26 protein-coding genes and 1 tRNA gene are annotated in these 24,259 nt (G+C 67.0%); 3 read left to right on the forward strand and 24 right to left on the reverse strand.

The genetic code is table 11. The annotated features are described in order from the left end of the window. Positions 1-234 precede the first annotated feature (234 nt). The 5 genes from thrC to ACIF8T_RS31105 all read right to left on the reverse strand — a co-directional run bounded on the left by thrC (position 235) and on the right by ACIF8T_RS31105 (position 5,788). Positions 235-1,293 carry a threonine synthase gene (gene thrC, locus ACIF8T_RS31085; protein ID WP_400039565.1) on the reverse strand — a complete coding sequence of 353 codons (1,059 nt, stop codon included), beginning with the start codon at positions 1,291-1,293 and terminating at the stop codon, positions 235-237. A gap of 6 nt (positions 1,294-1,299) precedes the next feature. Then, complete coding sequence (locus ACIF8T_RS31090) at positions 1,300-2,592, reverse strand: homoserine dehydrogenase (RefSeq protein ID WP_400039567.1); 1,293 nt, start codon at positions 2,590-2,592, stop codon at positions 1,300-1,302. 150 nt (positions 2,593-2,742) lie between these two features. After that, positions 2,743-4,134: a diaminopimelate decarboxylase gene (lysA, locus tag ACIF8T_RS31095; protein WP_400039569.1), complete on the reverse strand. Its 1,392-nt coding sequence runs from the start codon at positions 4,132-4,134 to the stop codon at positions 2,743-2,745. Between the two features lie 18 nt (positions 4,135-4,152). Next, complete coding sequence (gene nrtL / locus ACIF8T_RS31100) at positions 4,153-5,208, reverse strand: ArgS-related anticodon-binding protein NrtL (RefSeq protein ID WP_400039571.1); 1,056 nt, start codon at positions 5,206-5,208, stop codon at positions 4,153-4,155. 97 nt (positions 5,209-5,305) lie between these two features. Then, the gene (locus tag ACIF8T_RS31105) at positions 5,306-5,788 is read right to left on the reverse strand and encodes a response regulator (RefSeq protein ID WP_400039573.1); all 483 of its coding nucleotides are present in this window, start codon (positions 5,786-5,788) and stop codon (positions 5,306-5,308) included. A gap of 419 nt (positions 5,789-6,207) precedes the next feature. Here ACIF8T_RS31105 and ACIF8T_RS31110 point away from each other — a divergent pair. Continuing rightward, positions 6,208-6,279 (forward strand) — tRNA-Arg (locus ACIF8T_RS31110). A gap of 213 nt (positions 6,280-6,492) precedes the next feature. Here ACIF8T_RS31110 and ACIF8T_RS31115 read toward each other — a convergent pair. The 15 genes from ACIF8T_RS31115 to ACIF8T_RS31185 form a co-directional block, all read right to left on the reverse strand. Beyond that, positions 6,493-7,866 carry a tyrosine-type recombinase/integrase gene (locus ACIF8T_RS31115; protein WP_400039574.1) on the reverse strand — a complete coding sequence of 458 codons (1,374 nt, stop codon included), beginning with the start codon at positions 7,864-7,866 and terminating at the stop codon, positions 6,493-6,495. Further along, positions 7,863-8,033 carry a helix-turn-helix transcriptional regulator gene (locus tag ACIF8T_RS31120; RefSeq protein ID WP_400039666.1) on the reverse strand — a complete coding sequence of 57 codons (171 nt, stop codon included), beginning with the start codon at positions 8,031-8,033 and terminating at the stop codon, positions 7,863-7,865. The genes ACIF8T_RS31115 and ACIF8T_RS31120 overlap by 4 nt, the downstream gene beginning before the upstream one ends. A 16-nt stretch (positions 8,034-8,049) precedes the next feature. Further along, positions 8,050-9,426 carry a replication initiator protein RepSA gene (gene repSA / locus ACIF8T_RS31125; RefSeq protein ID WP_400039576.1) on the reverse strand — a complete coding sequence of 459 codons (1,377 nt, stop codon included), beginning with the start codon at positions 9,424-9,426 and terminating at the stop codon, positions 8,050-8,052. Then, the gene (locus ACIF8T_RS31130; protein ID WP_400039668.1) at positions 9,423-10,064 is read right to left on the reverse strand and encodes a DNA methylase; all 642 of its coding nucleotides are present in this window, start codon (positions 10,062-10,064) and stop codon (positions 9,423-9,425) included. The genes repSA and ACIF8T_RS31130 overlap by 4 nt, the downstream gene beginning before the upstream one ends. Before the next feature lie 56 nt (positions 10,065-10,120). Continuing rightward, complete coding sequence (locus ACIF8T_RS31135) at positions 10,121-10,291, reverse strand: hypothetical protein (RefSeq protein ID WP_400039578.1); 171 nt, start codon at positions 10,289-10,291, stop codon at positions 10,121-10,123. Positions 10,292-10,296: 5 nt separating this feature from the next. After that, the gene (locus ACIF8T_RS31140; protein ID WP_400039580.1) at positions 10,297-10,479 is read right to left on the reverse strand and encodes a hypothetical protein; all 183 of its coding nucleotides are present in this window, start codon (positions 10,477-10,479) and stop codon (positions 10,297-10,299) included. Positions 10,480-10,573: 94 nt separating this feature from the next. Next, on the reverse strand, positions 10,574-11,119 hold the full coding sequence (locus ACIF8T_RS31145) for a GGDEF domain-containing protein (protein WP_400039582.1): 546 nt from the start codon (positions 11,117-11,119) through the stop codon (positions 10,574-10,576). 3 nt (positions 11,120-11,122) lie between these two features. After that, positions 11,123-11,428 carry a SpdD protein gene (locus ACIF8T_RS31150; protein ID WP_400039583.1) on the reverse strand — a complete coding sequence of 102 codons (306 nt, stop codon included), beginning with the start codon at positions 11,426-11,428 and terminating at the stop codon, positions 11,123-11,125. 23 nt (positions 11,429-11,451) lie between these two features. Continuing rightward, the gene (locus tag ACIF8T_RS31155) at positions 11,452-11,607 is read right to left on the reverse strand and encodes a hypothetical protein (RefSeq protein ID WP_400039585.1); all 156 of its coding nucleotides are present in this window, start codon (positions 11,605-11,607) and stop codon (positions 11,452-11,454) included. Between the two features lie 13 nt (positions 11,608-11,620). Further along, positions 11,621-11,809 (reverse strand): mobile element transfer protein, encoded by a 189-nt coding sequence (locus ACIF8T_RS31160; RefSeq protein ID WP_400039586.1) that lies wholly within the window; start codon positions 11,807-11,809, stop codon positions 11,621-11,623. Positions 11,810-11,813: 4 nt separating this feature from the next. Next, positions 11,814-11,996 (reverse strand): hypothetical protein, encoded by a 183-nt coding sequence (locus ACIF8T_RS31165; protein ID WP_400039588.1) that lies wholly within the window; start codon positions 11,994-11,996, stop codon positions 11,814-11,816. 19 nt (positions 11,997-12,015) lie between these two features. Then, positions 12,016-12,684 carry a DUF2637 domain-containing protein gene (locus ACIF8T_RS31170; RefSeq protein WP_400039589.1) on the reverse strand — a complete coding sequence of 223 codons (669 nt, stop codon included), beginning with the start codon at positions 12,682-12,684 and terminating at the stop codon, positions 12,016-12,018. A 77-nt stretch (positions 12,685-12,761) separates the two neighbouring features. Next, a complete protein-coding gene (locus ACIF8T_RS31175) occupies positions 12,762-12,941 on the reverse strand; it encodes a hypothetical protein (RefSeq protein ID WP_400039591.1) in 180 nt (59 codons plus the stop codon). Positions 12,942-13,017: 76 nt separating this feature from the next. Continuing rightward, positions 13,018-14,358, reverse strand: a complete 1,341-nt coding sequence (locus ACIF8T_RS31180; RefSeq protein WP_400039592.1) for an FtsK/SpoIIIE domain-containing protein — start codon at positions 14,356-14,358, stop codon at positions 13,018-13,020. A gap of 2 nt (positions 14,359-14,360) precedes the next feature. Continuing rightward, positions 14,361-14,690, reverse strand: coding sequence for a hypothetical protein (locus ACIF8T_RS31185; RefSeq protein WP_400039594.1), 330 nt, complete (start codon positions 14,688-14,690; stop codon positions 14,361-14,363). 159 nt (positions 14,691-14,849) lie between these two features. On the opposite strand from ACIF8T_RS31185, the gene ACIF8T_RS31190 reads away from it, so the two are divergent. Together ACIF8T_RS31190 and ACIF8T_RS31195 are read left to right on the forward strand one after the other, a co-directional pair. Beyond that, positions 14,850-15,644 (forward strand): GntR family transcriptional regulator, encoded by a 795-nt coding sequence (locus ACIF8T_RS31190; protein WP_381231846.1) that lies wholly within the window; start codon positions 14,850-14,852, stop codon positions 15,642-15,644. Continuing rightward, positions 15,641-16,306 (forward strand): YdcF family protein, encoded by a 666-nt coding sequence (locus ACIF8T_RS31195; RefSeq protein WP_400039596.1) that lies wholly within the window; start codon positions 15,641-15,643, stop codon positions 16,304-16,306. Before ACIF8T_RS31190 ends, ACIF8T_RS31195 begins: the two co-directional genes overlap by 4 nt. 816 nt (positions 16,307-17,122) lie before the next feature. Here ACIF8T_RS31195 and ACIF8T_RS31200 read toward each other — a convergent pair. From ACIF8T_RS31200 to ACIF8T_RS31215, 4 genes are all read right to left on the reverse strand, one after another. Next, positions 17,123-18,820, reverse strand: a complete 1,698-nt coding sequence (locus tag ACIF8T_RS31200; RefSeq protein ID WP_400039597.1) for a response regulator receiver domain — start codon at positions 18,818-18,820, stop codon at positions 17,123-17,125. Positions 18,821-18,873: 53 nt separating this feature from the next. Beyond that, the gene (locus ACIF8T_RS31205; RefSeq protein WP_400039599.1) at positions 18,874-21,903 is read right to left on the reverse strand and encodes an ATP-binding protein; all 3,030 of its coding nucleotides are present in this window, start codon (positions 21,901-21,903) and stop codon (positions 18,874-18,876) included. A 240-nt stretch (positions 21,904-22,143) separates the two neighbouring features. Further along, positions 22,144-22,602 (reverse strand): very short patch repair endonuclease, encoded by a 459-nt coding sequence (locus ACIF8T_RS31210; RefSeq protein ID WP_400039670.1) that lies wholly within the window; start codon positions 22,600-22,602, stop codon positions 22,144-22,146. 317 nt (positions 22,603-22,919) lie between these two features. Then, complete coding sequence (locus tag ACIF8T_RS31215) at positions 22,920-24,215, reverse strand: DNA cytosine methyltransferase (protein WP_400039601.1); 1,296 nt, start codon at positions 24,213-24,215, stop codon at positions 22,920-22,922. Between the last annotated feature and the right edge of the window lie 44 nt (positions 24,216-24,259).

A 24,259-nucleotide genomic window follows, 5' to 3' on the forward strand; every position in this document is an offset into this window, starting at 1 on the left:
TCGCAAGCCCCCTATGCACCCGCCTTAGGGAACTTCCCCAGGTGAGCGCCGTCTTACTCCCGGCCGTGGCACTCGTTGCTCCGGCGCGGGAGGCCCCCTGTGCCGGGCGCACCCGCGCCGGGGCCGATCACCCGGCCCGGGCGGCCCCGGCCCGGCCCCCGGACCGGAACCGCGCGCCCGGCCCGGGCCGACGGCTCGGCCCGGGCCCGCGTCGCCCGCGGGGAAGGCGCTCGCTTACGCCAGGCCGAGCCGCTCGGCCGCCGTGGCCGCGTCGACGGGCACGGTGACCGGCTGCGGGGCACCGGCGACGGCCCAGTCGGGGTCCTTCAGGCCGTTGCCGGTGACGGTGCACACGATGCGCTGGCCCGGGTCGACCTTGCCCTGCTCGGCGGCCTTCAGCAGACCGGCGACGGAGGCGGCGGACGCCGGCTCGACGAAGACGCCCTCCTGGGCGGCCAACAGGCGGTAGGCGCGCAGGATCTCACGGTCCGTCACCTCGTCGATGAGGCCGCCGGACTCGTCCCGGGCGGCCAGCGCGTACTGCCACGAGGCCGGGTTGCCGATGCGGATCGCGGTGGCGACGGTGGAGGGGTCCTTGACGACCTCGCCGCGCACGATCGGGGCGCTGCCGGAGGCCTGGAAGCCCCACATGCGCGGGGTGCGGGTGGCCGGCCCGTCGGCGGCGTACTCGCGGTAGCCCTTCCAATAGGCCGTGATGTTGCCCGCGTTGCCGACCGGCAGGACGTGGATGTCGGGCGCGTCGCCGAGCATGTCGACGATCTCGAACGCGGCCGTCTTCTGGCCCTCGATGCGCACCGGGTTGACCGAATTGACCAGCGCCACGGGGTAGTTCTCGCTCAGGCCGCGCGCCAGGGTGAGGCAGTCGTCGAAGTTGCCGTCGACCTGGAGGATCTTCGCGCCGTGCACGAGGGCCTGGCCCATCTTGCCGAGCGCGATCTTGCCCTGCGGCACGAGGACCGCGGACACCATGCCCGCGCGCACCGCGTAGGCGGCGGCGGAGGCGGAGGTGTTGCCGGTGGAGGCGCAGATGACCGCCTGGGCCCCCTCCTCCTTGGCCCTGGTGATGGCCATGGTCATGCCGCGGTCCTTGAAGGACCCCGTCGGGTTCGCGCCCTCGACCTTGAGGTGGACCTCGCAGCCCGTGCGCTCGGAGAGCACCTGCGCGGGCACGAGCGGCGTACCGCCCTCGCGGAGCGTCACGACCGGCGTGGTGTCGGATACCGGCAGCCGGTCCCGGTACTCCTCGATGATTCCGCGCCACTGGTGGGTCATTGCTGGTTACTCTCCTTCAACCCGCATGATGCTGGCGACACCGCGCACGGTGTCGAGCTTGCGCAACGCCTCGACGGTCCCGCCGAGGGCCGCGTCGGACGCACGGTGAGTGACGACGACGAGGGAGGCCTCGCCGTCCTTGCCCTGCTGGCGGACGGTGTCGATCGAGACACCGTGCTCGGCGAAGACGGTCGCGACCTGGGCGAGCACGCCCGGCTTGTCGGCCACGTCGAGGCTGATGTGGTAGCGCGTGACGACCTCGCCCATCGGCGAGACGGGCAGCGCGGCGTACGCGGACTCGCCCGGTCCGGTCGTGCCGTCGAGCCGGTTGCGGCAGACGGCGACGAGGTCGCCGAGCACGGCGGAGGCGGTCGGGGCGCCGCCCGCGCCGGGGCCGTAGAACATGAGCTGTCCGGAGGCGTCGGACTCGACGAACACGGCGTTGTACGCGCCCCGCACGGAGGCCAGCGGGTGGCTCAGCGGGATCATCGCCGGGTGCACGCGCGCGGTGACGGAACCGCCGTCCTGGGCCCGCTCGCAGATGGCGAGCAGCTTGATGGTGCAGCCCATCTCCTTCGCCGAGGCGAAGTCGGCGGCGGTGACCTCGGTCATGCCCTCGCGGTAGACGTCGTCGAGGCGCACGCGCGTGTGGAAGGCGATCCCGGCGAGGATGGCGGCCTTGGCGGCGGCGTCGAAGCCCTCCACGTCGGCGGTCGGGTCGGCCTCGGCGTACCCGAGGGCGGTGGCCTCGTCGAGGGCCTCCTGGTAGCCCGCGCCCGTGGAGTCCATCTTGTCGAGGATGAAGTTGGTGGTGCCGTTGACGATGCCGAGCACGCGGTTGACCTTGTCGCCGGCGAGGGACTCGCGCAGCGGCCGGATCAGCGGGATGGCGCCGGCGACGGCGGCCTCGTAGTAGAGGTCCCGGCCCTGCTCCTCGGCGGCGGCGTGCAGGGCCGCGCCGTCCTGGGCGAGCAGCGCCTTGTTGGCGGAGACCACGGACGCCCCGTGCTCGAAGGCGGTGGTGATGAGGGTCCGGGCGGGCTCGATGCCGCCGATGACCTCGACCACGACGTCGATGTCGCCGCGTTTGACGAGGGCGGTGGCGTCGGTGGTGACGAGGTCGGGGTCGATGCCCTCGCGGACCCGGTCGGGCCGCCGCACGGCGACTCCCGCGAGCTCCACCGGGGCGCCGATCCGCGCGGCGAGGTCGTCGGCGTGCGTCGTCATGATGCGCGCCACCTCTGAGCCGACCACTCCACAGCCCAGCAGCGCCACCTTCAGCGGACGCGTACGCATCATCCGACCTCGTTTCCTCAATACCTTCTACGGTGCAACCAGTCTCACGCACCGGACCGGAGTTTCTGTCCTTCGTCCGGATCGTGAGACATTTATTTCATTTGTACCGGGGCGGAAGACAGAAGATCTTCCGCCCCGGTGACCAGCGGCCGGTCAGCCGACGTCGAGGCGCAGCAGGTCCTCCTCGGTCTCCCGCCGCACGATGACCCGGGCCTCGCCGTCCCTGACGGCGACGACCGGCGGGCGGAGCACGTGGTTGTAGTTGCTGGCCATGGACCGGCAGTACGCCCCGGTCGCCGGTACGGCGATCAGGTCGCCGGGGGCGAGGTCGCCGGGCAGGAACGCGTCCCGCACCACGATGTCGCCGCTCTCGCAGTGCTTGCCGACGACGCGGCAGAGCATCGGCTCGGCGTCGGAGGCGCGGGAGACCAGGGAGACGCTGTACTCGGCGTCGTACAGCGCGGTGCGGATGTTGTCCGACATGCCGCCGTCGACGGAGACGTAGGTCCGCAGCCCGTCGAGGGGCTTGATGGTGCCCACCTCGTACAGCGTGAACGCGGTCGGCCCGACGATGGCCCGCCCCGGCTCGACGGAGATCCGCGGGGTGCGCAGCTTCGCCGCCTCGCACTCGCGGCTCACGATCTCGCCGAGCGCCTTCGCGATCTCGTGCGGCTCGCGCGGGTCGTCGTCGGCGGTGTACGCGATGCCGAGCCCGCCGCCGAGGTCGATCTCGGGGAGCTCGACGCCGTGCTCGTCGCGGATGTCCTTCAGCAGCCCGACCACCCGGTGCGCGGCGACCTCGAACCCGGACATGTCGAAGATCTGCGACCCGATGTGGCTGTGGATGCCGACGAGTTCGAGGCTGTCGAGCTGGAGCGCCCGCCGCACGGCCTCGGCGGCCTGCCCGCCGGCGAGCGGGATGCCGAACTTCTGGTCCTCGTGGGCGGTGGCGATGAACTCGTGCGTATGCGCCTCGACGCCGACCGTGATCCGGATGAGGACCTTCTGCCGCCTGCCGAGCTCCCGCGCGATGTGGGCGACGCGGACGATCTCCTGGAAGGAGTCCAGGACGATGTGCCCGACGCCGGCCCGCACGGCCCGGGTGATCTCCGCTTCGGACTTGTTGTTGCCGTGGAAGGCGATGCGGTCGGCCGGCATCCCGGCGGACAGCGCGGTGGCGAGCTCGCCGCCGGAGCAGACGTCGAGGTTCAGCCCCTCCTCGTGCAGCCACCGCACGACGGCGCGGGACAGGAAGGCCTTGCCGGCGTAGAACACGTCGGCGCCGGTCCCGAACGCGGTGCGCCAGGCGCGCGCACGGGCCCGGAAGTCGGCCTCGTCCAGGATGTAGGCGGGCGTGCCGAACTCCTCGGCGAGCTGCTTGACGTCGATCCCGCCGACGGTGAGGACGCCGTCGGCGTCACGGGTGACGGTCTGCGCCCAGACCTTGTCGTCGAGGGCGTTGAGGTCGGTGGGCGGAGCGGTGTAGTGCCCCTCGGGGAGGACGTCGGCGTGACGGGGCCCGGCGGGGTGCGCGGAACGGCTCATGATCGGTTCGCTGCTCTCTCAGAGGTGGTCGGGTGCGTCGATGCCGAGCAGGGACAGGCCGCCGGCCAGCACCGTCCCGGCGGCTTCGGCGAGGGCGAGCCGGGCACGGTGGGCGGCCGAGGGTTTCTCCTCGCCGAGCGGCAGCACGGCGGGCAGCAGCGGGAGCGCGGCGTCGGCGACGGCGACGAGGTGCCGGGCGAGCCGGTCGGGGGCCCGGTGGGCGGCGGCCGCGGCGAGGACACGCGGGTGGTCGCCGAGCACGGGGAGGAGCGCGGCCGTGCCGCCCGGGGTGTCCGGGGAGCCGGGCTCGGAGTGGAACCCGAGGTCGGCGGCGTTGCGCACGAGGGCCCGGACCCGGGCGTGGGCGTACCGCACCCGGAAGAGCGGGTTGCCCTCGCGCTGCACCAGGTGCTCGCCGGTGATCCGCGGCCGGTCGTGCGCGGCGGGCCGGAGCAGGGCCCAGCGGCCGGCGTCACGTCCGAGGGGCAGGGGGTCGGCGGGCGCCGGGACGGGCCGTACGAGCGTGTCGGCCGGCTCGTCGGCACCCGGCCGGCCGAAGGCGTCGACGCCCACCCCGAGCACCCTCTCCCACTCCGGCTCGGGCCGGGCGTCACAGCTCGTCCGCACGACGGCGCCCTGGGAGCGGAGGATGCGGGCGAGGGCGTCGGTGAGGACGAGGGCGCGGACGTCGTGAGGGCTGTGCAGCCGGACGGGGTGGCCGGCCGGGGCGGCGAGGTGCCCGTACCGGACCCCTTCCGCCAGGATCCGCCGGACGAGTGCGGCGGCCCCGGCGTCCCGCAGCCTGATGTTCAGGAACCCCGGGCCGGTGACGACGACGTCGGCGATGCCGTCGACGTCCACGAGCCGCGGCCGGAGGATCTCGGCGACGCACCGGGGCGGCCGTCCGGCGGGCCGGGAGAGCTGGAGGGCGATGTTGGTCGCGTAGTCCCCGCACCCCCCGGGCCCCGGCGGACCGACCACGGCCCGCTCCGGGACGACGACGCTCAGCTCCCCGTCATCGACAGCACGACGCACGGCGTGCAGCACGGTGCGCGAGAGCTCGACGGGGGTCACGGGACAAGCGTAGGGGAGGAGGGGGGTGGGTGGGCGAGCCCGTTTCGGCGTGGTCCCGGGATGTGGACGGACGGCCGGCGAACGGCTCCCCTACCCCTCAGCCACCGGCCCGCCCGGCCCGCTCGGCCTCCCCGACACCGAGCGCGGACGCACCGCCCTCAGCACCGGAAGCAAGCCCGCGCTCCCGCTCCTTCTCCCTGTCCTTCTCCCTCCCGAGCAACTGCCGTACGAGCGTCACGAGCTCCCCGGGCTCGAAGGGCTTGGCGAGGAACGCGTCGACGCCGACATCCAGCCCGGCCTCGACCTCGTACTGCGTACACGCACTGATGACGGCGAGGGGCAGGTCCCGGGTACGGGGATCCGCACGCAGCCGGGCGGCGGTCCGCAGCCCGTCCAGCCGGGGCATGACGACGTCGAGCGTCACGAGGTCGGGCCGCACCTGATGCACGACTTCCAGACACTCGGCACCATCGGCCGCGGTCACGACCTCGATGCCCTCAAGCTCGAGGTTGACCCTGATCAACTGCCGGATGACCTTGTTGTCGTCCACAACAAGCACCCGGCCCGACGCGCCTGGCACAACTCGAGAGTAGGTCCGGACCGGCCACCGCGTCCGGGTTTTGACTACTTCCGCCTCGGGTGGGGGTGGGGGTGGGGCCGTCCGGGTGGGGCGCGAGGGCGCTGGGGCTGTCCGATGCGGGTGGGTGACGGGGATCGCGCCTGGCGCAGGTCGGGAGGGGCCGAGGAGTGCCCGGCGCGGCCCACAAGGGGGCCGGGAGCCGCCCGGCGCGGGCCGCGAGGGCGCTGGGACCGTCCGATGCGGGTGGATGCCGGGAGCCGCCCGGCGCGGGCGGGGGACGGCGCATCGGACCACCCGGGCCGGGCGGAGGACGCCCGGCCCGGCCCGCGGACCGAGCCGACCTGCCGGAAACCCGTTCATGACCACCCCGCCGGAGCTGGTAGTGTTCTACCCGTCGCCGCGAGCAACGCGACCGACACGCCCCCGTAGCTCAGGGGATAGAGCAACGGCCTCCGGAGCCGTGTGCGCAGGTTCGAATCCTGCCGGGGGCACCTTGGATTAGGTGCCCAAAGACCCCGTCACCAGCGGAAACGCTGAGGTCGGGGTCTTCGCGTATGTGCAGGCGTGTGCCGCCCGCAGCGGGCGTATGTCGGGGTCTGTGGACGAGGCGTGGACGGGATCTTGGAGCGTTGTCCCAGGTGAGCCTCTGAAAACGACGAGGCCCCTGGACAGATGCCAGGGGCCTCGGATGCGGTCAGGCGATGTCAGTCGTACTCGCGGAGCAGATCCTCGATGCGCCGGTTGGCGACGTCCTGTCGCCCATCGAGGCACTTCGCGTAGCAGGTCAGTAGGACCTCAACGCTGTTGCCGGCGCGCTCGGCTACCTCGGTCGGGTCGACACCGGCGTTAAGCCACGTCGACAGCGCCGAGTGCCGGAGGTCGTACGGCCGACTCGCGAGCGGCGAGGCCGCGACGGCCGGTGGAAGCGCGAGGAGCCGGGCCTCCTGCCACACGCGGTAGTAGGTCGAGGACGGGACGACCGAGCCCTTCTCACTGAAGAACAGCCGCCCGTCGTCCGCCGTGCCGAAGGTGGCTAGGTGCTCACGGAGCACGGCAACGAGGTGTGGCGGGATGGGCACCCGCCTCACATCCTCGGTCGGCCGGTTCTTCAGCCCGCGGTCGTCATGGGTCTCCCCCGAGTCGGTCCACTGCTTGCCGACGGACGGACGAGTCCGGTGGAGCAGCGCCAAGCCCCAGCCCTGCCCGGGAAGGCTCAGGTCCGTCTCGACGAGGCCGACCGCCTCCGCCGGCCGGAGACCGCCGAAGTACATGGCAGCGAACAGACCCACGAGGCGACGACCACGAGCACGCCGGTACCCGCCCACGTAGGAGACCGCCGCCAGGAGGTTCCGCGCCTGCTCCGGGTTGGCGACGACCCGCGGATCGACCTGGTTGGACACCTTCGGCTTCTGCCAGCGGACAGCCGTGATGGGGTTCTCACGCAGCTCCCCCAGGTCGACAGCGTAGTTCGCGGCGTTGACGAGCGTCCGACGCTTACGCCGCACCGTTTCCGCCGCTGCTGCCCTGCCGTCGAGCTTGAGCTTCAGCGAGTCGAGGACCGCGCGGGCCGTGGCCGGTTCATCGAGGTCGGCGAGCGGCCGAGACGCCTTGGACACCCAATGAAGAACGTTCCGCATATCGTCCGGGACTTCCCGATCATCGGGCGTCGGCAATACGAAAGCCCAGTTGCGCAGTGCTTTGCGAATCGTATCGTCAGACGGCCGCCCAGGGCGCTCACCGAGTAGCTCCATGGTCACGCTCGTGAGCGATTCATTGATGCCGTCTCGTGTATTCGGTGCGGCATGGGGCCACTTCATCGCAAGATACCTAAGCGCGAAATCGTACCAAGAGAGGGCTGATTTCGCCTCCTCCATCGAGGTCGGAAGACCTGTCCCTGTATCGAACTCCTCGCCGTCACGCATGGCACGCATGAGCTTCGTGCGATAGTGGTCGGCGAGCGCCTTGGCGCGAAAGGTTTCAGAGAACACGTGACCTGCTACGGACCAACGCACACCGTAGGAGGGCGTCTTGGTGTCGCGCTTACGAACACCCCAGACCTTGATGTCGAGGGACTTCATGCTGCAGCCTCCAACTCTCGCAACCACGTGGTGAAGTCACTTCGCCAAACACGTAGTTCTCCATTCGGCAGCTTGAAAGCCACAGGACCCACACCAAGTTCACGCCAGCGGTAGAACGTACGGCGAGAGATTCCACCCAGCTCATCGAGGATCTGCGGGACGGTCATCAACTCATCTTTCACGTCAATTTCCTTCCATGGCAGCAAGCTTTTCGCGGGCGATCTCGCGGTTGTGCTGGATGTCGCGGCGGGTGTTGGCGGCGAGCCAGGATTCACCGGGTGTGTAGCCGTGGCCGGCGTAGGCCCAATGGGCGAGGGTCAGCGTGGTTGCCTCCTCATCGTCGGGGTCGGGCAGACCGAGGGCGGCGCGTTGCTGTGCGGCGCGGTAGTCGGCGCGGACCTGGCGCAGGACGCCGAGGGTGGTGGAGTAGTGGCGGGATTTGGTGGAGAAGTGGCCGCGGAAACCGAGCATGTGGGCCCAGTCGCGCAGCTTGCGGTCCGGGTAGAGCGCGTGGAGGTCGAGGCATGCGGCTATGAGCCGGGCCGGGTGGTCGGGGACGCCGAGCAGGGCCAGGGCTTCTTTGCTGCCGATGCGGCGGTCGACGGTGCCGGTGGTCTCAGCGGCTTTGGTGGCGTACTTGGCGACGTAGGAGGCGACGGCCTGTTCGGTGATCTCCTCGCCGTCGCCGAAGGCCCGGATGGTGCGGACGTCGAGCTGGGTGCCCCAGCGCAGGGTGCGGGCGGGTTGGTCGCCGGCGGCGGGCACGTCAACTTCCACGCGGGCGGCGGCGGACCGGATGGCGTCGGTGAGCAGGTCGACGGTGGCCCAGGCCGGGGGCGGATCGTCGGGCCCACCGGGGCCGTCGAAGCGGATCACGGCATGGAAGTGCACCGCCCCGCGCTTCTGGTACTCGGCGACCTTACCGAAGGAAACGCGGGAGGCTTCGCGGGCAGCCTTCTGGGTAAGTCCGGCCCGCTTGGCGATCTCGCGGCGGAGGTAGATCGTGAAGTAGCGCCACAGCTCAGAGGCGTGGTTGTTCCACAGCACCGCGCCCGCGTAGTTGTACGTCTCCGGGTCGAGCGGGGTGCCCAGCTCCGGGGCATCCTCGGGGTGGTGGATGCCGCAGCGGCAGGGCCGGTTGCCGGGCCGGTTGTGGACCGGGCCGAACGAAGGCGCGGTGAGGGTGGCGAACACCCGCGGGTGATCCCGGATCGTCTCGGGGGTGCCCTTGGCGGGGTCGCCGACGAGGCCGGCGCGGATGAGGTGGTAGGTGTCGCCGGCGTAGGTCCAGGCGCAGGCCGGGCAGCGGGAGGCCCGGCGGTTGCCGCAGGCCACGCGCAGGACGCCGCCGGGCTCGGTGTCCGTCGAGTACGAGTGCAGCACCTGCCCTGTAGCGGCGTCACGGGTGACGGTCGAGCCCGTCAGGCGGATCGGGTCGGAGCAGCCGCCGGTGCGCTTGATCTGTTCCTGGATGCGGTCGAAGCCGGGAGACCCGGCCAGCCTCAGCACGTCGGCGAGGGTGGCCGGGTTCAGGCCCGCCATGGTGGCGGCGTCGGTCACGCGAACACCTCCTGGCGGGCGGTCAGGAAGGCACGGCCGATGAAGTGGGTGTAGGCAGGCGGGATCGCCTCGGTGAGTTCCTCACGCACGTCGGTCCAGGTGATGCCCATGGCGCGCTGTATCTCGAGCACGGTGGCCTTGCCGCCGCCCTTGCCGTACGCGGCGACATACGGGCCGTCGCGGCGGACGCCGTGGCGGTGGCCTCGCACGTAGCCTCGGTGCTTCGGGTGGGCCGGCGACGGGGTGGCCCACCGGCCGAGTTCAAAGTTGCGGTGCCGCAGCACCCCAAGGCCGAACATTTCCCCGCACAGGGTGAGGTCTTTGCGGATCTCCGCCCGTCCGTTGGGTTGCTCGATCACGTACGGCAGCCCGGAGGCGTCGAGGAGTTCACGAACTGGTGCCACGAGGTCGGTGTGCGAGCCGCCCCAACCCTGGGAGTGATTGGTGCCCACGGTGAGGGCGCAGCCAGCCTGGCAGGGCGGGGAGGTGTGCACCAGGGCGTACCGCTCGATGGCGCCCGAGTCGATCAGGTGGGCGAGGTAGGTGAGGGCGTCGCCGCGGTGGTATGCGAAGGGATAGCGGGGGCGGTCGGCGATGTCGCAGCCGTCGACCGCGAACCCCGCCCGGTGGTAGCCCATGGCGGCCCCACCGGCGCAGCAGAACAGGTCGAGCACGCGGGGCCGGCGTGCGGTGGTCACTGGTCGTCCTCCTTGAGGGTGTGGCGGTCGGTCCAGTCCTCCGCGCAGACCTTGTGCACGGGCTTGCCGCGGTCGGAGCGCAGCGGAGTGGGCTTGGTGCAGATCACGCACGGCTCGTCGCCGGTCGGGTCGAAGTGGTCCGACGAGCGCCAGTCGAGGAGCGCCACGGCGATCACTCCCCCGCGCGGGCCAGGTCGGCGACGAGGGTGGCATAGCCGGTGCCCTGGCAGGCCGGGCAGGTGACGCGGAGGGTGGCGCGGGTGCCGTCGCGGTGGCGGGTGCCGGTGGTGATGGCGACGACGGGGAAGCCGTCACAGTCGCGGCAGACGCGCGCGCTCAGGGCGTGCTGGGGCATGATGAGTTCTCCCTTTCGGGTCCGTTGGATCTGGAATGGGTCCAGGCGCCCGGAGCGGCGGAAGTTTGGCGACCGAGGCCGCTCCGGGGGCCGTTCAGTTGTGGACGTTGCGCCTTCCGTGGCCCTTGGCCGCGTACATGCCGGCGTCGGCGTGAGACAGGGCGTCGGTGAGGGTCGTCACCGGCAGGTCGGTGCGGTGGCAGAAGCCGACCGAGGCGGAGACCGGAAGCAGGTGCCCGTCATGGGAGACGGGCCGGGCGAGGGCCGTTTGCAGCGCGGCCGTGCCGGGGGTGTGGGCGGGGTCGGTGACGATGGCGGCGAACTCGTCTCCGCCGAGGCGGGCGGCGATGCCGTGGCGTCCGCACCAGTCGCGCAATCGGCGGGCGGTCGCGGTGAGGACAGCGTCACCGGCAGCGTGGCCGTGGGTGTCATTGATGGCCTTGAAGTCGTCCATGTCGATCAGGGCGACCAGCGCGGCCGGGTGCCGGGTGAGCAGGTGTTCGGCGCGGGCAGTCCATCCGGCGCGGGTGTGCAGGCCGGTCAGCGGGTCGCGGCGGGCGGTGGCCAGACGGCGCAGGAGCAGTCCGCCGTGGACGGCCCAGCCGAGCGCCGGTAACGCGGCAGCGATCACGGTTTCCACGGCTCACCGTCCCTTGTGCAGGTCGTTGACGAGCAGGCGCAGGACGACGGCGACCAGGGCGACGGAGACGCCGGTGATGGCGACCGCGAGGAGCATGGAGACCAGGACCGCGCCGACGACCAGAACCACGGCGCCTCCGCCGGCGGCGAGAGCGAGCGCGCTGCCCGGGGTGAGCTGCACGGTCGGCCGGTTGGCCACCGGCGCCGACACGACCGGAGCCGGGGTAGCGGGGACGGGGACGGGCGCGGTGGTCTGCTCGGTGGTCGGTGGCGGTGCGGTGTCCTGCTGCGGGTACTTCGGGGTGAACACGGCGGTTGTCCCTTCGGGTCGGGTTACTTGACGACGGTGGAGAGGGCGGGGGCGAGGATGCTGTCGGCGAGGAGGTAGCCGCCCAGGAGGAGCACGGCCACCAGCCACCAGGGCGGGCGGATGAGCTTGACGCCGAGCCAGCCGACGGCGAGCAGGGCGAGCCAGAGCGGAACGTCCATGGCGCGGGGTCTCCTATGCCTTGCAGCGGTGGGTGCGGGCGGCGAGTTCGGCGCCGGCGCGGTCGTGGTAGTCGGCGGAGAAGCCGCAGCCGGAGGCGGTGCAGGCGGCGGTGTGCCGGTCACGGCCCCGGCCGTCGTAGTAGGTGGCGACCTGCACGGGGCCGATGCGGACGCGGTCGCGAAAGCGGCGGTACACGGCCACGGGGTCAGCCCTCCTGCCGGAGGCTGGGGCCGGGGAACTCGGCGAGGATGCGGGCGACCGCGTCCGGGTCCGAGGTACGGTCGGCGGCCTCCTCGGCGAAGATGCGGGCCAGGGCGGGGCGGCCGGCGGCGGCCATCTCACGGGCCGCGTCCAGGTAGTCGGCGGGGCGGTCGAAGGACCGGGGCATGAGGCGAACTCCTTTCCGATCAGGTGAGTTGGAGTTGGGCGGCGATGGCGTCGGCCATCGGGGCGGGCAGGCCGAGCCGGGCCGACAGGGCGTCGGCGGGCATCGGCGTGCCGGTCGTGGCGCGGTGGGCGTCGGCGATCTTCCGGGCGTGGTCGAGCAGCGCGGCCGGGACGACCGGCGCGGCGGGCTGTGGTGGGGCCGGTGCGAGTTCCGGCGCGGGTGCCGCGGGCGGGGCGGGTTCGGGTTCGGGTTCGTCGGTGCGGTACATCTCGACTTCCGGCGCGGCCGGTTCGTCGTCCACGGGCTGTGTAGGGGTGGCCGGTTCGGCGGCGGGGGTGTGGACCAGGAGGGTTCCGCCGAGGAAGGCCAGCGCGGGCCAGCCGGCGACGAGGATGCGCAGCCAAGCCGGGACGTCGTTCAGGTCGAGGAGTCCGGCGGTCGCTACGTTCGCACCGAGGGATGCGGCCAGGGCGATGACGAACCAGGTCCAGGCGGAACGGTCACGGCGGGCGGTGCGCAGTCGGCGCCAGGCGGCGACCAGCAGCAGGTCAACGCTGATCGGGTAGGCCCAGGCTTTCCAGCCGTCCTGTCCGGCGGCGGCGGCCAGGTCGTGCAGGTGGGCGAAGGACAGCGCACCGGCGATGACGGCCTGAATCAGCACAGCGTCCACGCGGATCGAGCGGGGCATGTGGGGCACCTCCCTTCACGAGGTCGGGCCAGGGGCGGGCGGCCAGCGGTGTCCGGTCGCCCGACCCTCGGGCGGTGTCAGTCGGTGAGGGCTTCGCCGGTGCCCAGGCAGGTCAGGCAGAGGGCTTCCTGCCGGTCGTCGCTGAGACGCTTGCGGCGACCGCCGACCTGGAAGGACTCCGAGGTCTGGCCGGCCCGGCAGTCCGGGCACGGCTTCGGGGCGGGCTTGCGGCGGCGGGCGGTCTTCCGTTCGGCCATGACGTCCTCTCTTCGGGCATGGCTCGGGTAGGGACCCGGCGCGAGGCGGTCGCGCCGACCGGTAGGGCAGGGGGTGTCAGTCGGTGACCGGGCGGGGCTTGACCAGCGACGGACCGGCCGCCGGTACCTCGGCGGGCACGTAAGGGCGGAAGGGTTCCAGGGCGGGGAAGTCCGGGACCAGGTGGGCGAACTTCCGGCAGGCCGCCACGACGTCCGCGCGGGAGGTGTGCGGGGTGCGGATCTTCGACCAGCCGCCCGTGGAGTCCGCCGCGACCGCGGTGCCGGGGCGGTCCATCGGGATCAGGCTCGCGACCGGCACCGCGTCCGGGGCGACGTCGGCCAGCCCCATTTCGGCGGTCTGCTTGTCGTTGACGCGGTGCACGACGCGGCCGGTGAGCTGGGCGCGGAGCATGGTGGCGCCCTTGCCCAGGTCGGAGCCGAAGCGCTGCCCGCAGATCTCCAGGTAGATTCCGACCGCGCGGGCCATCTGCGCCAGCCGGATCAACGCGGTCACGATCCTCTCGCGGCGTTCCTCGTCCTTGCGGGAGGAGATCAGGAACAGCTCCGCCACCTCGTCCACCAGGACCACGATCGGCACCGGCCGCGAGTCCGCGGGCAGCTCCCAGATGTCGGAGACGCCATGCGCGCTGAGCAGGTCGAAGCGGTCTTCCATCTCCGCGACCAGCACCGCGAGCAGCGAGGCGGCGTCGTCCGGGGTGGTGACCAGCGCCGACAGCCGGGGCGCGAACGCCCGCTGCTCGACACCGCGCTTGCAGTCGATGCCGACCAGCGCCACCGGCAACTGCGCCAGGCCCTTGATCAGGTTGCGCTGATACATCGACTTGCCCGAGTGGTTCGCGCCCAGGGTGAGCGCCATGGGGGCCTTGCGGTAGTCCCGCTCGAAGGCGGTCCCGTCCTCCCGCAGCGCCACCGGCACCACCAGATCATGCGGAGCGGCATGACGCGGCATCCGCACCCGGCGCAGCACGTCATAGCCGGTCATCCGCAGTTCCACGAACCCGGGCCTGGTCTCCACCACGGTCACCGAGTGCACGCCCCAGGCGTGCCGCAGCCGCTCCGAGGAGGCGATCACGTCGGCGGGCTCCAGCCCGGCCGGCAGGCGCAGGGTGACCCGCAGGCCGGTCGAGGTGGGACGGACCCGGCGGATCTTCGGCGGGACCGGTTGCACCTCACGGCGGGCGACGTTGCGGGTCATGAACGCCCGCAGGCCCGACGGCTGCACCGTCAACCCGCACACATCCATCGTCGACCGGTAGGAGAAGGCGAACCGGCCCCAGGTCACCGGCATCCCCACCAGCGACCAGTACACCCGCGGGGCCCGGACCTTGGCGTAGCCGAGCCCACCGGCGCCCGCTAAGGCTCCCGTGGCCTCCAGCCACATCGTCAGGTCGGCCATGGTCAGGCCCCCAGCGGGGTGATCGCGACCGCGCTGAACGAGATACCCGAGCGCTTCTCGCCCTTGATCACGTTCTCCCAGTCCCTGGCCTTGAGACCGATGACCTGCACCGGCATCCCCGGCACCAGGCCCTCCGGGTAGCCGTTCTCGGGAACCACGACCTTGAGGAGGTTGCCCTCCCCCTCGTCCGAGACCAGCAGGCCCACGGTGGACAACGGCCGGCCCTCCTGGTTCACGGCTCGCTCGCCGGTCGCGAAGTTCTTCACCTTCGGTTCCGGCGCGGTCGCCACGAACACCATGGCGGTCGAAGTGTCGATCTTGAAGGACGGCATCAGTACTCCCAGCGTTGATGTCGGAGCAGCCCGATAGGGCCGCGAGATGCCCGCTGTCCTAGGACTGCGAGCCGACGGGAGAGATACTGCATCGTAGTCCTAGGACTGTCAACAGTCCTGGGACTATGTTTCACTGGACCTCGTCGAGAGGGGTTCTAGATGGCGCCCAAGTGGCGAGAGCTGGCAGACAAGCTGGCCGAGCAGATCAGAAGGGGTGAATACGCCCCTGGCCAGCAGCTTCCGCACATCAGGACACTTGTCGAGGCAGGCGAAGGCTCCAAATCCACCGTGCATGCCGCCTACAAGGCGCTGGAAGCCGAAGGTCTGGTCACCTCGTCGCGCGGCCACGGCACTGTCGTGCGCCAGCAAGTTCCCCTTAAGCGCTTGGGTATCGCCCGCTACGACAAGGCCAAGTGGCGGGACGGCGACGAGGTCGCCTTCATCGCGGACCGCGTGGCCTCCGGACGGGGGTACCGCCGGAACGAGCAGACCCAGACGGTCAGTCGCGTCGTAGCGCCACCGGAAGTGGCAGCCGCGCATGGACTCCCCGAAGGCGCCGAGGTCTACGCCCGCGCGCGGCTGGTGAAGGAAGGCGACCAGCCGACGCACACGCTGACCAGCTACTACCGGCCCGAGCACGTGGAAGGTACGCGACTGGTGGACCCCACGCCGGGACCCGCCGGCCGAGGCGGCGGATTTCGCGTGCTGTACGACGCGGGCTACGAGATCGATCACATGAGGGAGCGACTGTTCGCCCGTGCCGCCACGCCGGATGAGGTGAAGCAGCTCCAGCTACCGCCGGGCGAACCGGTCGTCGAGCTGCATCGGACGACCTACACGGCCGACGGCACCGTCGTGGAGTTCGCCATCGGGGTACACGCGGCATCGCGCTTCGCGTGGGAGTACGACTTCAAGGTGCCCGACTCGGCGAAGGACAGGGAAGGTCAGCAGTGATCTCGACACAGGATTGGGCAGACGCCCGGCGCGTGTGGGACTACCACCAGATGGGGCACTCACCCCGGCCGTGCTCGGTTGCCATCGGACTCGGCAGCCACGACCTGGGCGTGGCCGACACCGCAGTGGACCTGTACAAGCGCCGCATGGCCCCCCTGCTCCTATTCACCGGCGCCACCAGCCCCACGACACGGGAACGCATGCCCCGCGGCGAAGCCGTCCACTATCAGGAACGAGCACTGGAACTCGGTGTCCCCAGCACTGCCGTTCTCGTCGAGCCGCGCGCCCGCAATACAGGCGAGAACATCCGCTTTTCACGCGAGGTGTTGGAAGAGGCCGGCATCGAGGTGTCCTCGGTGCTCCTGATCAGCAAGCCCTACGAGGAGCGCCGAGCGTACGCCACCGCACGCAAGCTCTGGCCTGAAGTCGAGATCGTCAGCGCTTCCACTCCGATGACGCTCGACCAGTACGTTGACTCCATCGGCGACGCCCGACTGGTGATCGACATGCTGGTCGGTGCGCTCCAGCGGCTGATGATCTACCCAGAGCAGGGATTCATGATCAGCCAATCGGTACCCGCCGACGTAGCCGAGGCGTACGAGCGCCTATGCCAAGCCGGATTCACGAGCCGACTCCTGACCACCGACGTGCCTTCGGCTTGACCCGGCAAGAGCGGGAGCTGTTACAGGTTTCTCTACCTCATCAAGGCTCGCTGCGCTCGCTCATCCTGCGGCCACCGGCGCTCATCGATCACCGCCAACCCGACCGCCGCACACTCCGTCTCAGCCCATCAACGGCCGGATTCGACCCACACACCACCGCCATCACGATCCGGCCTCAGAGGTGGAAAGGCACAACAGCAACTCGACCCCAACGCCCCACTACAGGGCCACCGCGCGCCCCTTTCCACCCGGTTGCCTACTTCAAGTAGGTCGGATCAAGACCCGAGGGCCGCGCCAAGGGCGGCGGCGCCGGTCGGTCGCCGCCGCGCTGCCTCATCTGTCTTCGCCACCGGCCGCACGTCGCCGCCCGCCCGTCGCCGCACGCAGCGGCCATATTCCAACACGGCACGGGGGGTGAACGGTGATCCCAACAGAGCAGGTCAAAGACGCTTTGTGTTACCGCGAGAGGCCGGATCGCGGTGACGGTGGCATCCAGGCCCAACACTGCCAGATACGCGGGCGCTCCTACGGCCCGCTGATCCCGCACCAAGCGCCGGCCGGAGGTCCGGGCGCGGCCATGAGGGGAAGAACCCGCCTGTGGTTGGGGCGGTCGGCTCCACGGCTTTAGGCAGCCACTTTGGCGCGAGCCTCGAAGATCATGGCCCCAACGTCGTGCTTTAACGGGCAGGTCAACAGACTGCCCGACGCGCCGGAAGCTTACGGGGCCATGATCACTCGCGCCAAAGCAGCTCCAGCCCAAACCCGCTCCGCCGACCTTGTGAGCGTGTATCAGGATGCGCTGCCGGCACCGGCAAATCAGCGGTTCAGGCCGTCATTTCTGAGCCACTCTGATTCATCAAGGCCTACTCGACTAATCAACCTGCCCAATTCATGGGATACGCGCAGCGCGTGTTCTGGACGCAGCTCACCTATCCACAAAAATTCTTCACCGTCATCGCTAGTGAAGCGCGGGATGTCATCTCTCTTGACAGCCCGCACCACACCCTCACTACCCGTTGGCCGGAAGGGAATTATAATCATTTCGTGCGGCTTCGCCGTACCCGCTAGAGCCCGCTTCTCCTTACAATGATCAAGAGCAAGGAAGTGAAATTCCTTTCCAAGCTCTACCTCAGAGAGAGGAATCATAGGGAAGCCGCGCCGCTCGTCCGACTCCAACCTCTCAGAGTCGCAAAGCGGCTGCAGGCAAAGAAGGAACTCTCTCTTAGATTCGTCCTGCTCCGACTCACGCAACGGATCGGGAGCAAGCTCTCCCACCGACGTTCCCGCATCCCTGATCAAGATAGTTCCAAGCTGAAGGGTAGGTTCGCGTTCGAAGGTGTATCCGCTATGCAAATCTCTCGCGAAGCAAGACAGTCTGCCCAGCTCCTCCTCAGAGGCCCGCGCTCGATCGGCAGTCGTGAAGAGCGAGGCGACAGTGGCCATTTTACTGACCCCCAACTGACCGCCCCTGCTGTCGCGCAGAGTGTCGATTTTGACCTTCTCCTGCGCCAGCAGCTCCAAGACGCTATCAGGAGATACGTCCTTAAGGGCACGCTTTTTTCCTTGAACCTGTGGAACAAACTCACCGCTGGCCAGACGGTCCTTTGCCCACGACTCAATGCGTTTGCGGGAAATCATGTCTCCCGCGCCGGTCGATTCCAAGAGAGACTGAATTTCCCGCGCAATCAGCTGGATCGCGAACCTCCTTCCCTCACCGGTGAGAAGGTCATGACTGACGAATGCGGGGTCCAGGTCACTCTGGAACCGCTGCAAAAGCGTTGGTGCGTTGTCTCGTAGAAGGCTAAGGCTCTTCAACGCAAATCCTGGAAGAATGCCATGAGAGGCTTGAGCGAATTCTCTCACAATTCTCTCGGGAAGCTCTGCTTCGGAGACCGCAGAGAACCCTGGAATGGCAGGGCGACTCACTCCAGACTTGCCCAGGACGGAGATACGAAAGTCCCGCGCTACGATGCCCAGCCCATCACCGTTTTCGGAAACTTCCAACTCATGACCTTCGTCCTTCAGCTTGCGCTGGAGGGTGTCCCTGACACCATAAAGATCCGGGTCGTTTGTATAGATACAAATAAGTCGCAGTCGCCCAAGCTTTCCTTGCTTGGTATGCACTAGTCGAGAAACAAGCTGCGAAGTTGTCTGTCCCGTGTCACCGTTCAGTGTCCAGTCCAGCACAAGGACATCGGATCGCATGAACAGGCGGTCGTAGCTACCTTCGACCAAAGCGTTTCGCTGGTCGCCATTTTTCGGACGCACGTATCCACAGACTAGCCCGTAACCTGCAAATGCTTCAGAGAGGACAGCGCCATCCAGATCTTCATTGCCTGCTGATCTCTCTTCAGCGCGGTGGATTTCTGTCGAGCTCTGCTTACCGGCCAGCCCTCCCTCTGGTTCAGGCTCTACAGACAATGGGTCGAAGTCCTCAACGACATCCTCGGGCGCCGGGCCGTTATCGGAACCTTCCGCTGGTTCAATCGCCACCTGGTCGTCAACGACAACCACGGTTTGTAGGTAGTGCCTAGCAACATCTACAGACCAGTGCTCGAGCTCAGTACTCATTCCGTTCCCCCCAACCCCTTCTCATCAACCCCGCTCGGCGGATCGATCGAGAAGCACGCACCTACACCCTGTCCGCCAGAACCTGCCATCGAGGCTGCTTCCGCCGGCCACGGCAAACCTCCCTCGGGTACGACTGTAAGAGACCAGCCGCTTCTCTGCAGCACGTCTTTGCTGATCTTCAGCCCAAGTCCCCTCCCCCCCGGCTTCCGCGAAAAGCCGTGCTCAAAAATAGCGTTGTGATCGCGCAACGAGATGCCAGGACCGTTGTCGGCGACGATCAACGATCCGTTTCGCTGTCCTAGCTGCACCACCCGTGGAACCGGCCGATCCGACAGCCAAAAGATCGCATTGTCCACCAAGTTCACAAAGACGGGGTAGAACGTAGAGGGATAGCCCACGAATGAGTAGCTCTCGAACGACGGGCTCACCCGCAAATCTACGTCGTGGCGCCGAAGCCTGTCACCGAATAGATCACGGATGAATTGCGCCACTTGAGCGCCCCGAATGTTGGCCGGTTTTCGGTACAGCCTTCTCTGGAGTGGAGTAAACAGCGTCAAATAGTTATCCAGATGCTCGAATGCCGTTGCAAGCTCACGCTCAATGCTGCCAAGCTTTTCATTCCGCTGTCCCCAAGGTCGCAGGGCGCGCAAGTTCCTCCTCACCGTCTTAATACTCGACGAAAATTCATGGTTAATCAGCTCAACGGCTCTTCCCAGCTGAGTCAGTTCGAGATCAGTGTCAACCTGCTCTCGAAGGGCAATAACCTCCTCCTCCACGGCCTCAAGCTGCTCTTCCAGGCCAAAGCCCCGCGAGATGTGCTCGAAGCTGCCCAAAAAGCGTCGGACTGGCTCAAGTGAATCCTTCTGACGCTGCAGTTCTTTTTCAAGCTCCTCCATAAGCTGCCGTCGGAGCCTAAAGAGGTCGTCTTCGGTAGCGGAGGGCGGTACGTCTGTGATACGTCGGGTCATGCCCCGTGCAAAATCTGAGGCACTTTGGACCGCAGACCGAACTCTACCTGAGATATCCAGAGCAACACGCTCAGACCTCGTACGGATCTCTTGAATATCCCGCGACCAGTCGTCGAACTCCCGGCGTGCTGATTCGGCGAAATCTTCCTGCAGACGCTCCCGCAATTCCGTGGTCGATACCAAATGACTGGCTCTGACTGCGGCCATCGAGCTAATTTTGTCAGTCGCCGTAGTGACGACGTTGCTTACAAGTTCGTCCCGTAGCCTCTCATATACTGCCCAATCTCGACTCGTCTCTCTATCAAGGCCGATACCTACAGGCTTAGGTACCGTGTATCGGCTTATCAAGCTCTCAAGGTCGCGTCGAGCGCCCTCCTCCAGTTCCAGAGTCGCTTCTAGGGCATCCGGTGCCGTGTCGCTGATGACAGATAGCTCGCGCTCGACTCGTGCCACCGTCCGCTCCACGAGTGCGACCGGACGTGACTCCGCAAACTCGCCGATGACGAGTTGCAGTCGATTGCGCAGTTTGTTGCGCTCCGCATTTGCGGTTTCGGCGCGTGCACGGCGAATCTGCTCAGTGCGTTCGAGTTCGTCGCGCTTTGCTAGAAACTCCTGCCCCCGCTGACTGCTGCCCCTGAAAAAGTCCGCAGCCAGTTGCACCATGAAGTTCTCAAGAATGGCCTTCATTTGCTTGAAAGCAATATTCTCGCGGAATCCTTCTCGCCCGGCCTTTTCCTGCAATGCAGGATTGACCTTCGAGGACAGCTCGATAGCCCCGAACATTTGCCGATATGAGAAGAAGTAGTAACCTAGATTTCTGGTCCTCCGCTCTTCGATCTGCAGATAATCAACGTCGCTCTGTCCGTACGGCAGGATCCTGATGCCATCCTTGTAAACGTACAGGCCAGCAACCTTCTGAAGTTTCAGAGAAATCTCTGTGTGCTCTTGCGGCGCTAGGCTGCTCTGGGCAAGTTTATGGTGCACATACCCAAAACGAATGTTGAACGGGCCGCATTGAGTTGGCGCTCCCCTTCCCGCACGCCAAGGAATGACGTGCTGCACAGGCTCCGCTCTATAGATAGACACTGCCCCATGGAACGTGCCGTACTCGTCAAAGGTCCCAGAGAACTCGTGATCGGCCCTCGCGAAGTCAGCCTCATTGAAGAACTCGTCGTCGTCCAAGATATCCGTAGCCAGGCCATCATCGGTACGAACCACGAATGATGTCTGCATCTCGGGCTCTCGGGAACCTGTGGTCATGGTGTTCGAGAAGCCGGCGAGCAATTTGAAGAGGTTGGTTGCTTGACCTTTCTTAGTGCTGTCGCCCTCGACTTCTCCGGGCAGGGACTCATCAACAGGCGTGACCACAAATGCCGTCCCATAGCCGGCGCTACCAGTGATATGGGGCCCTGGAAGTCTCTCAAGGAGACGCGGGTCGATCTGCTCGAGTCTCGTCAGATGGTCACGGATCGTCGCCGTCGTCGAATCGTCCAGCCGGTTCGAGAGCCGCAGCAAGTTTGCACGTACCTCATCTGCCAGGTGCTCGATCACCGATCGATCAAGAGTCCCGTCAACCGATAGCACCGGAACGTCGATGTCTTCCAATGTCACACCCGGGGCACTGAACAATGTCCACGGCAGCAGGGCAACGATTACGGGAGCCGCGTTCTCCTCACCCGCATTCTGAGGACGCTGCCGCGTGAGAACGAGAGTTTGAGGACCCAGAGCAGCGATAGCAAGGCGTCCAATGCCCTTCTCCCCCATTACAGGTCGAACGGTGAAACCTTGAGGAATTGGTGGTGGGCTTAGCCTGCCACCTGCGGCCTTACTGTCCGTTCCGATCGTGAGCCATCGGTCGAGGAAGTCCCTCTCGCTCATGCCCACACCGTCGTCACGAAGGATCAGAGCATTGCGATCCTTCAGCCAGTCGACGACAACCGTTTTCGCGTATGCGTCATAGGAATTCTTGAAGAGTTCGTTGATTGCCGTGGGGATACCAGCAATCTGCTGCCGGCCGAGCATGTCAACGGTACGGGCCGAAGTACGAAAGTTGGCCACGCTAGCGCACTCCTGTGTGAGTATCGAGTCAGGGACGTGTCCCCAGGCTCGATCATGCTAGCGGCGCACGGGCCCCAGGTGGAGGCGTTTGGCGGAAGTCATCAAGGCCTCGGCGCTCCGGCGTGGATCATGGTCCTTCGCTGACTGACCAGCTCCTACCGCTGTATGAGGGACGCGCACCTGTGCGCTGACACAGCCAGGCGCAGGCGCAGACAGCAGACGCTGAGTGAGCATGACGGGCTAGTCAACGCAGGACCGAACAAGCTCGATGATTCGGCTCGCTGCCAGGGCGGGGTCTTCGTGCTCCCAGACTCGTATCACGTTCCACCCGGCATCTCGAAGCATCCGATCGGTTTCAGAATCTCGGTTGCGATTAGCTGCGATCTTTGCCGACCAGAACTCCCTATTTGCATCGGAAGGTCTGTAATGGTCAGGACAACCATGCCAATAGCAACCGTCCACAAAGACAGCCAAGCGGAGCTTAGGAAAAACAATGTCCGCGGTCCGGCGGAGCTCGGGAAGGGGGCGAGTTGCTACGCGGTATCGAAGGCCTTCACGATGCAGGATGCTCCGAAGTCGCTTTTCAGGCTTTGTGTCTCGGGATTTATTCCCTTTCATTACAGACCGAACAGCCGTGGAAGTCGCCCAGGATGTATCTGGCAGGGGTTCCTCGGCGAGAAATCCTGCCGCCCTTGCCATCTCCCACGCCTGAGCAAGGTTGGCAGAGCGGGTGTCGTGATTCACCTCGCCAACGTATCGAGATGGTGAACGTCCTTTGTCTGACCAACGCAGGTAAGCACGGATGCGTCGAGTTTTCGGAAGGACCTTGAGTTCGATAGAGGCCCGTGCAAATCGACCGTCATCCAACGCGACAGTGCGACGATTGCGACCGCCAGCTGCTCGGTCTTGCTCAGCGGCCCGAGCGGCTGCCGTTCTTCCTGGACGTCCTTTCCATGCCTTGGCTGGCGGCGATGTCCCTTTCCAACGCCCTGAGTCAGGTGTCGTAGGAGGAACGATCACCGTGCGCACTCCACATCGTCCAGCGCCTTGGCCACGGCTTTTGCAAAAACTTGCCCGAGAAGGACCGGTACGGCGTTGCCCAGTTGGCGCATTTTCTCACCACGGGGGCCTTCCAGCTTCCAGTCATCTGGGAAGGTCATAACTCGTGCGGTCTCGCGCACCGTCATGTACCGATACTTGGGGTCGTCAGTAGGGTGCTTACTGTCCAGAAGCATGACCGACTCGCCCCCAGGCACCCCGTGCACACCAGCTTTTACAGTCTTTGCTGGTCGATCCAGCTCGTTCGGAGTGTGTCCCTGGTAGATACGAGCGCCTGGCCATCCGATATGGTCAGTGAAGCCACCAAGTTTATGTTCTTGGCGGTCAAGCAACTCGTCCGGAATGGGAGGGAGCGGTGTGGCGCCATCGATTCCCGCGATGGCGTCACGAAGAGTGCGCCATGGCCTCTTTCCGTCATCCAACGGAATCGTACCTGGTAGACGATTCAGCACCGCTTCACGGATATGAGGTGCCACCGAGTGGCGCTGCCAGTAGGAATCTGGACCATCGATCAGCATGGATCGGATGAGCGCGCTCTCTGAAAACTGCGGTTCAACGGCCTTCTTGAAAGCATCGACGTCAACATTCAAGTCGGATCGAAAGGCCACCATGATGACACGGTTGCGAATTTGAGGCACGCCGTAGTCTGCCGCGTTCACTGGCGTCATTACGACACGATAGTGTTCCGACGGATCCCCGACCTTTTGGTCATCGAGACCACTCAAGATGGCATCGTGTTCTTGCCAACTCGCCCCAGTGCGACGTTCGACGAAGGGGAAAGCTAGTTCCCTCTGAATGTAGTCGAAGTATGGCTTAAAAGAGGGACGCAGCAGACCCCGTACGTTTTCACAGATAACCGCTTTGGGTCGAATTTCCCGAATAGCGCGGAACATCTGGGGAAACATGTTGCGTTCGTCTTCGTCGCCTTTGTGGACTCCTCCAAGACTGAAGGGCTGACAGGGGGGGCCTCCGGCCAGCACGTCAACCTTTCCCTCAAGGTGTCGGAAGCGAACCTCGCGGACGTCACCAGCTACCAGAGGCCATGGATCACCTGGCTGCGGGATGGTCTCGTCGTCCTTCGCCCGAGGCTTCGCACCGTTTGCCTCCAGCGTCTGACAGGCTCGCGGGGCGTACTCGTTGACCAGGAGCGGGCGGAAGCCGGCGCGATGCACAGCCATAGCCAGTCCACCACCGCCTGCGAAGAGTTCTACACCGGTGCGGCCGTGCTTGGGTTCTTGTTCCTGATCAGACATGGTGGAAGCATACCGCGGAGTTAGCGATCTTCGACTCGATTCCC

The sequence above is a fragment of the Streptomyces sp. NPDC085946 genome (genome assembly GCF_044540485.1).
Taxonomy (GTDB): Bacteria; Actinomycetota; Actinomycetes; order Streptomycetales; family Streptomycetaceae; genus Streptomyces.

Bases quoted from the DNA above. Each gene is read 5' to 3' on its own strand.
- ACIF8T_RS31175 (WP_400039591.1), bottom strand. From the start codon at position 12,941: ATGGCCGAACGGAAGACCGCCCGCCGCCGCAAGCCCGCCCCGAAGCCG.
- ACIF8T_RS31210 (WP_400039670.1), bottom strand. From the start codon at position 22,602: ATGGCAAGGGCGGCAGGATTTCTCGCCGAGGAACCCCTGCCAGATACA.
- ACIF8T_RS31155 (WP_400039585.1), bottom strand. From the start codon at position 11,607: ATGGACGTTCCGCTCTGGCTCGCCCTGCTCGCCGTCGGCTGGCTCGGC.
- thrC (WP_400039565.1), bottom strand. From the start codon at position 1,293: ATGACCCACCAGTGGCGCGGAATCATCGAGGAGTACCGGGACCGGCTG.
- ACIF8T_RS31090 (WP_400039567.1), bottom strand. From the start codon at position 2,592: ATGATGCGTACGCGTCCGCTGAAGGTGGCGCTGCTGGGCTGTGGAGTG.
- ACIF8T_RS31115 (WP_400039574.1), bottom strand. From the start codon at position 7,866: ATGAAGTCCCTCGACATCAAGGTCTGGGGTGTTCGTAAGCGCGACACC.
- lysA (WP_400039569.1), bottom strand. From the start codon at position 4,134: ATGAGCCGTTCCGCGCACCCCGCCGGGCCCCGTCACGCCGACGTCCTC.
- ACIF8T_RS31170 (WP_400039589.1), bottom strand. From the start codon at position 12,684: ATGCCCCGCTCGATCCGCGTGGACGCTGTGCTGATTCAGGCCGTCATC.
- ACIF8T_RS31190 (WP_381231846.1), top strand. From the start codon at position 14,850: ATGGCGCCCAAGTGGCGAGAGCTGGCAGACAAGCTGGCCGAGCAGATC.
- ACIF8T_RS31180 (WP_400039592.1), bottom strand. From the start codon at position 14,358: ATGGCCGACCTGACGATGTGGCTGGAGGCCACGGGAGCCTTAGCGGGC.
- ACIF8T_RS31130 (WP_400039668.1), bottom strand. From the start codon at position 10,064: ATGGGCTACCACCGGGCGGGGTTCGCGGTCGACGGCTGCGACATCGCC.
- ACIF8T_RS31185 (WP_400039594.1), bottom strand. From the start codon at position 14,690: ATGCCGTCCTTCAAGATCGACACTTCGACCGCCATGGTGTTCGTGGCG.
- ACIF8T_RS31140 (WP_400039580.1), bottom strand. From the start codon at position 10,479: ATGCCCCAGCACGCCCTGAGCGCGCGCGTCTGCCGCGACTGTGACGGC.
- ACIF8T_RS31215 (WP_400039601.1), bottom strand. From the start codon at position 24,215: ATGTCTGATCAGGAACAAGAACCCAAGCACGGCCGCACCGGTGTAGAA.
- ACIF8T_RS31120 (WP_400039666.1), bottom strand. From the start codon at position 8,033: ATGACCGTCCCGCAGATCCTCGATGAGCTGGGTGGAATCTCTCGCCGT.
- ACIF8T_RS31165 (WP_400039588.1), bottom strand. From the start codon at position 11,996: ATGCCCCGGTCCTTCGACCGCCCCGCCGACTACCTGGACGCGGCCCGT.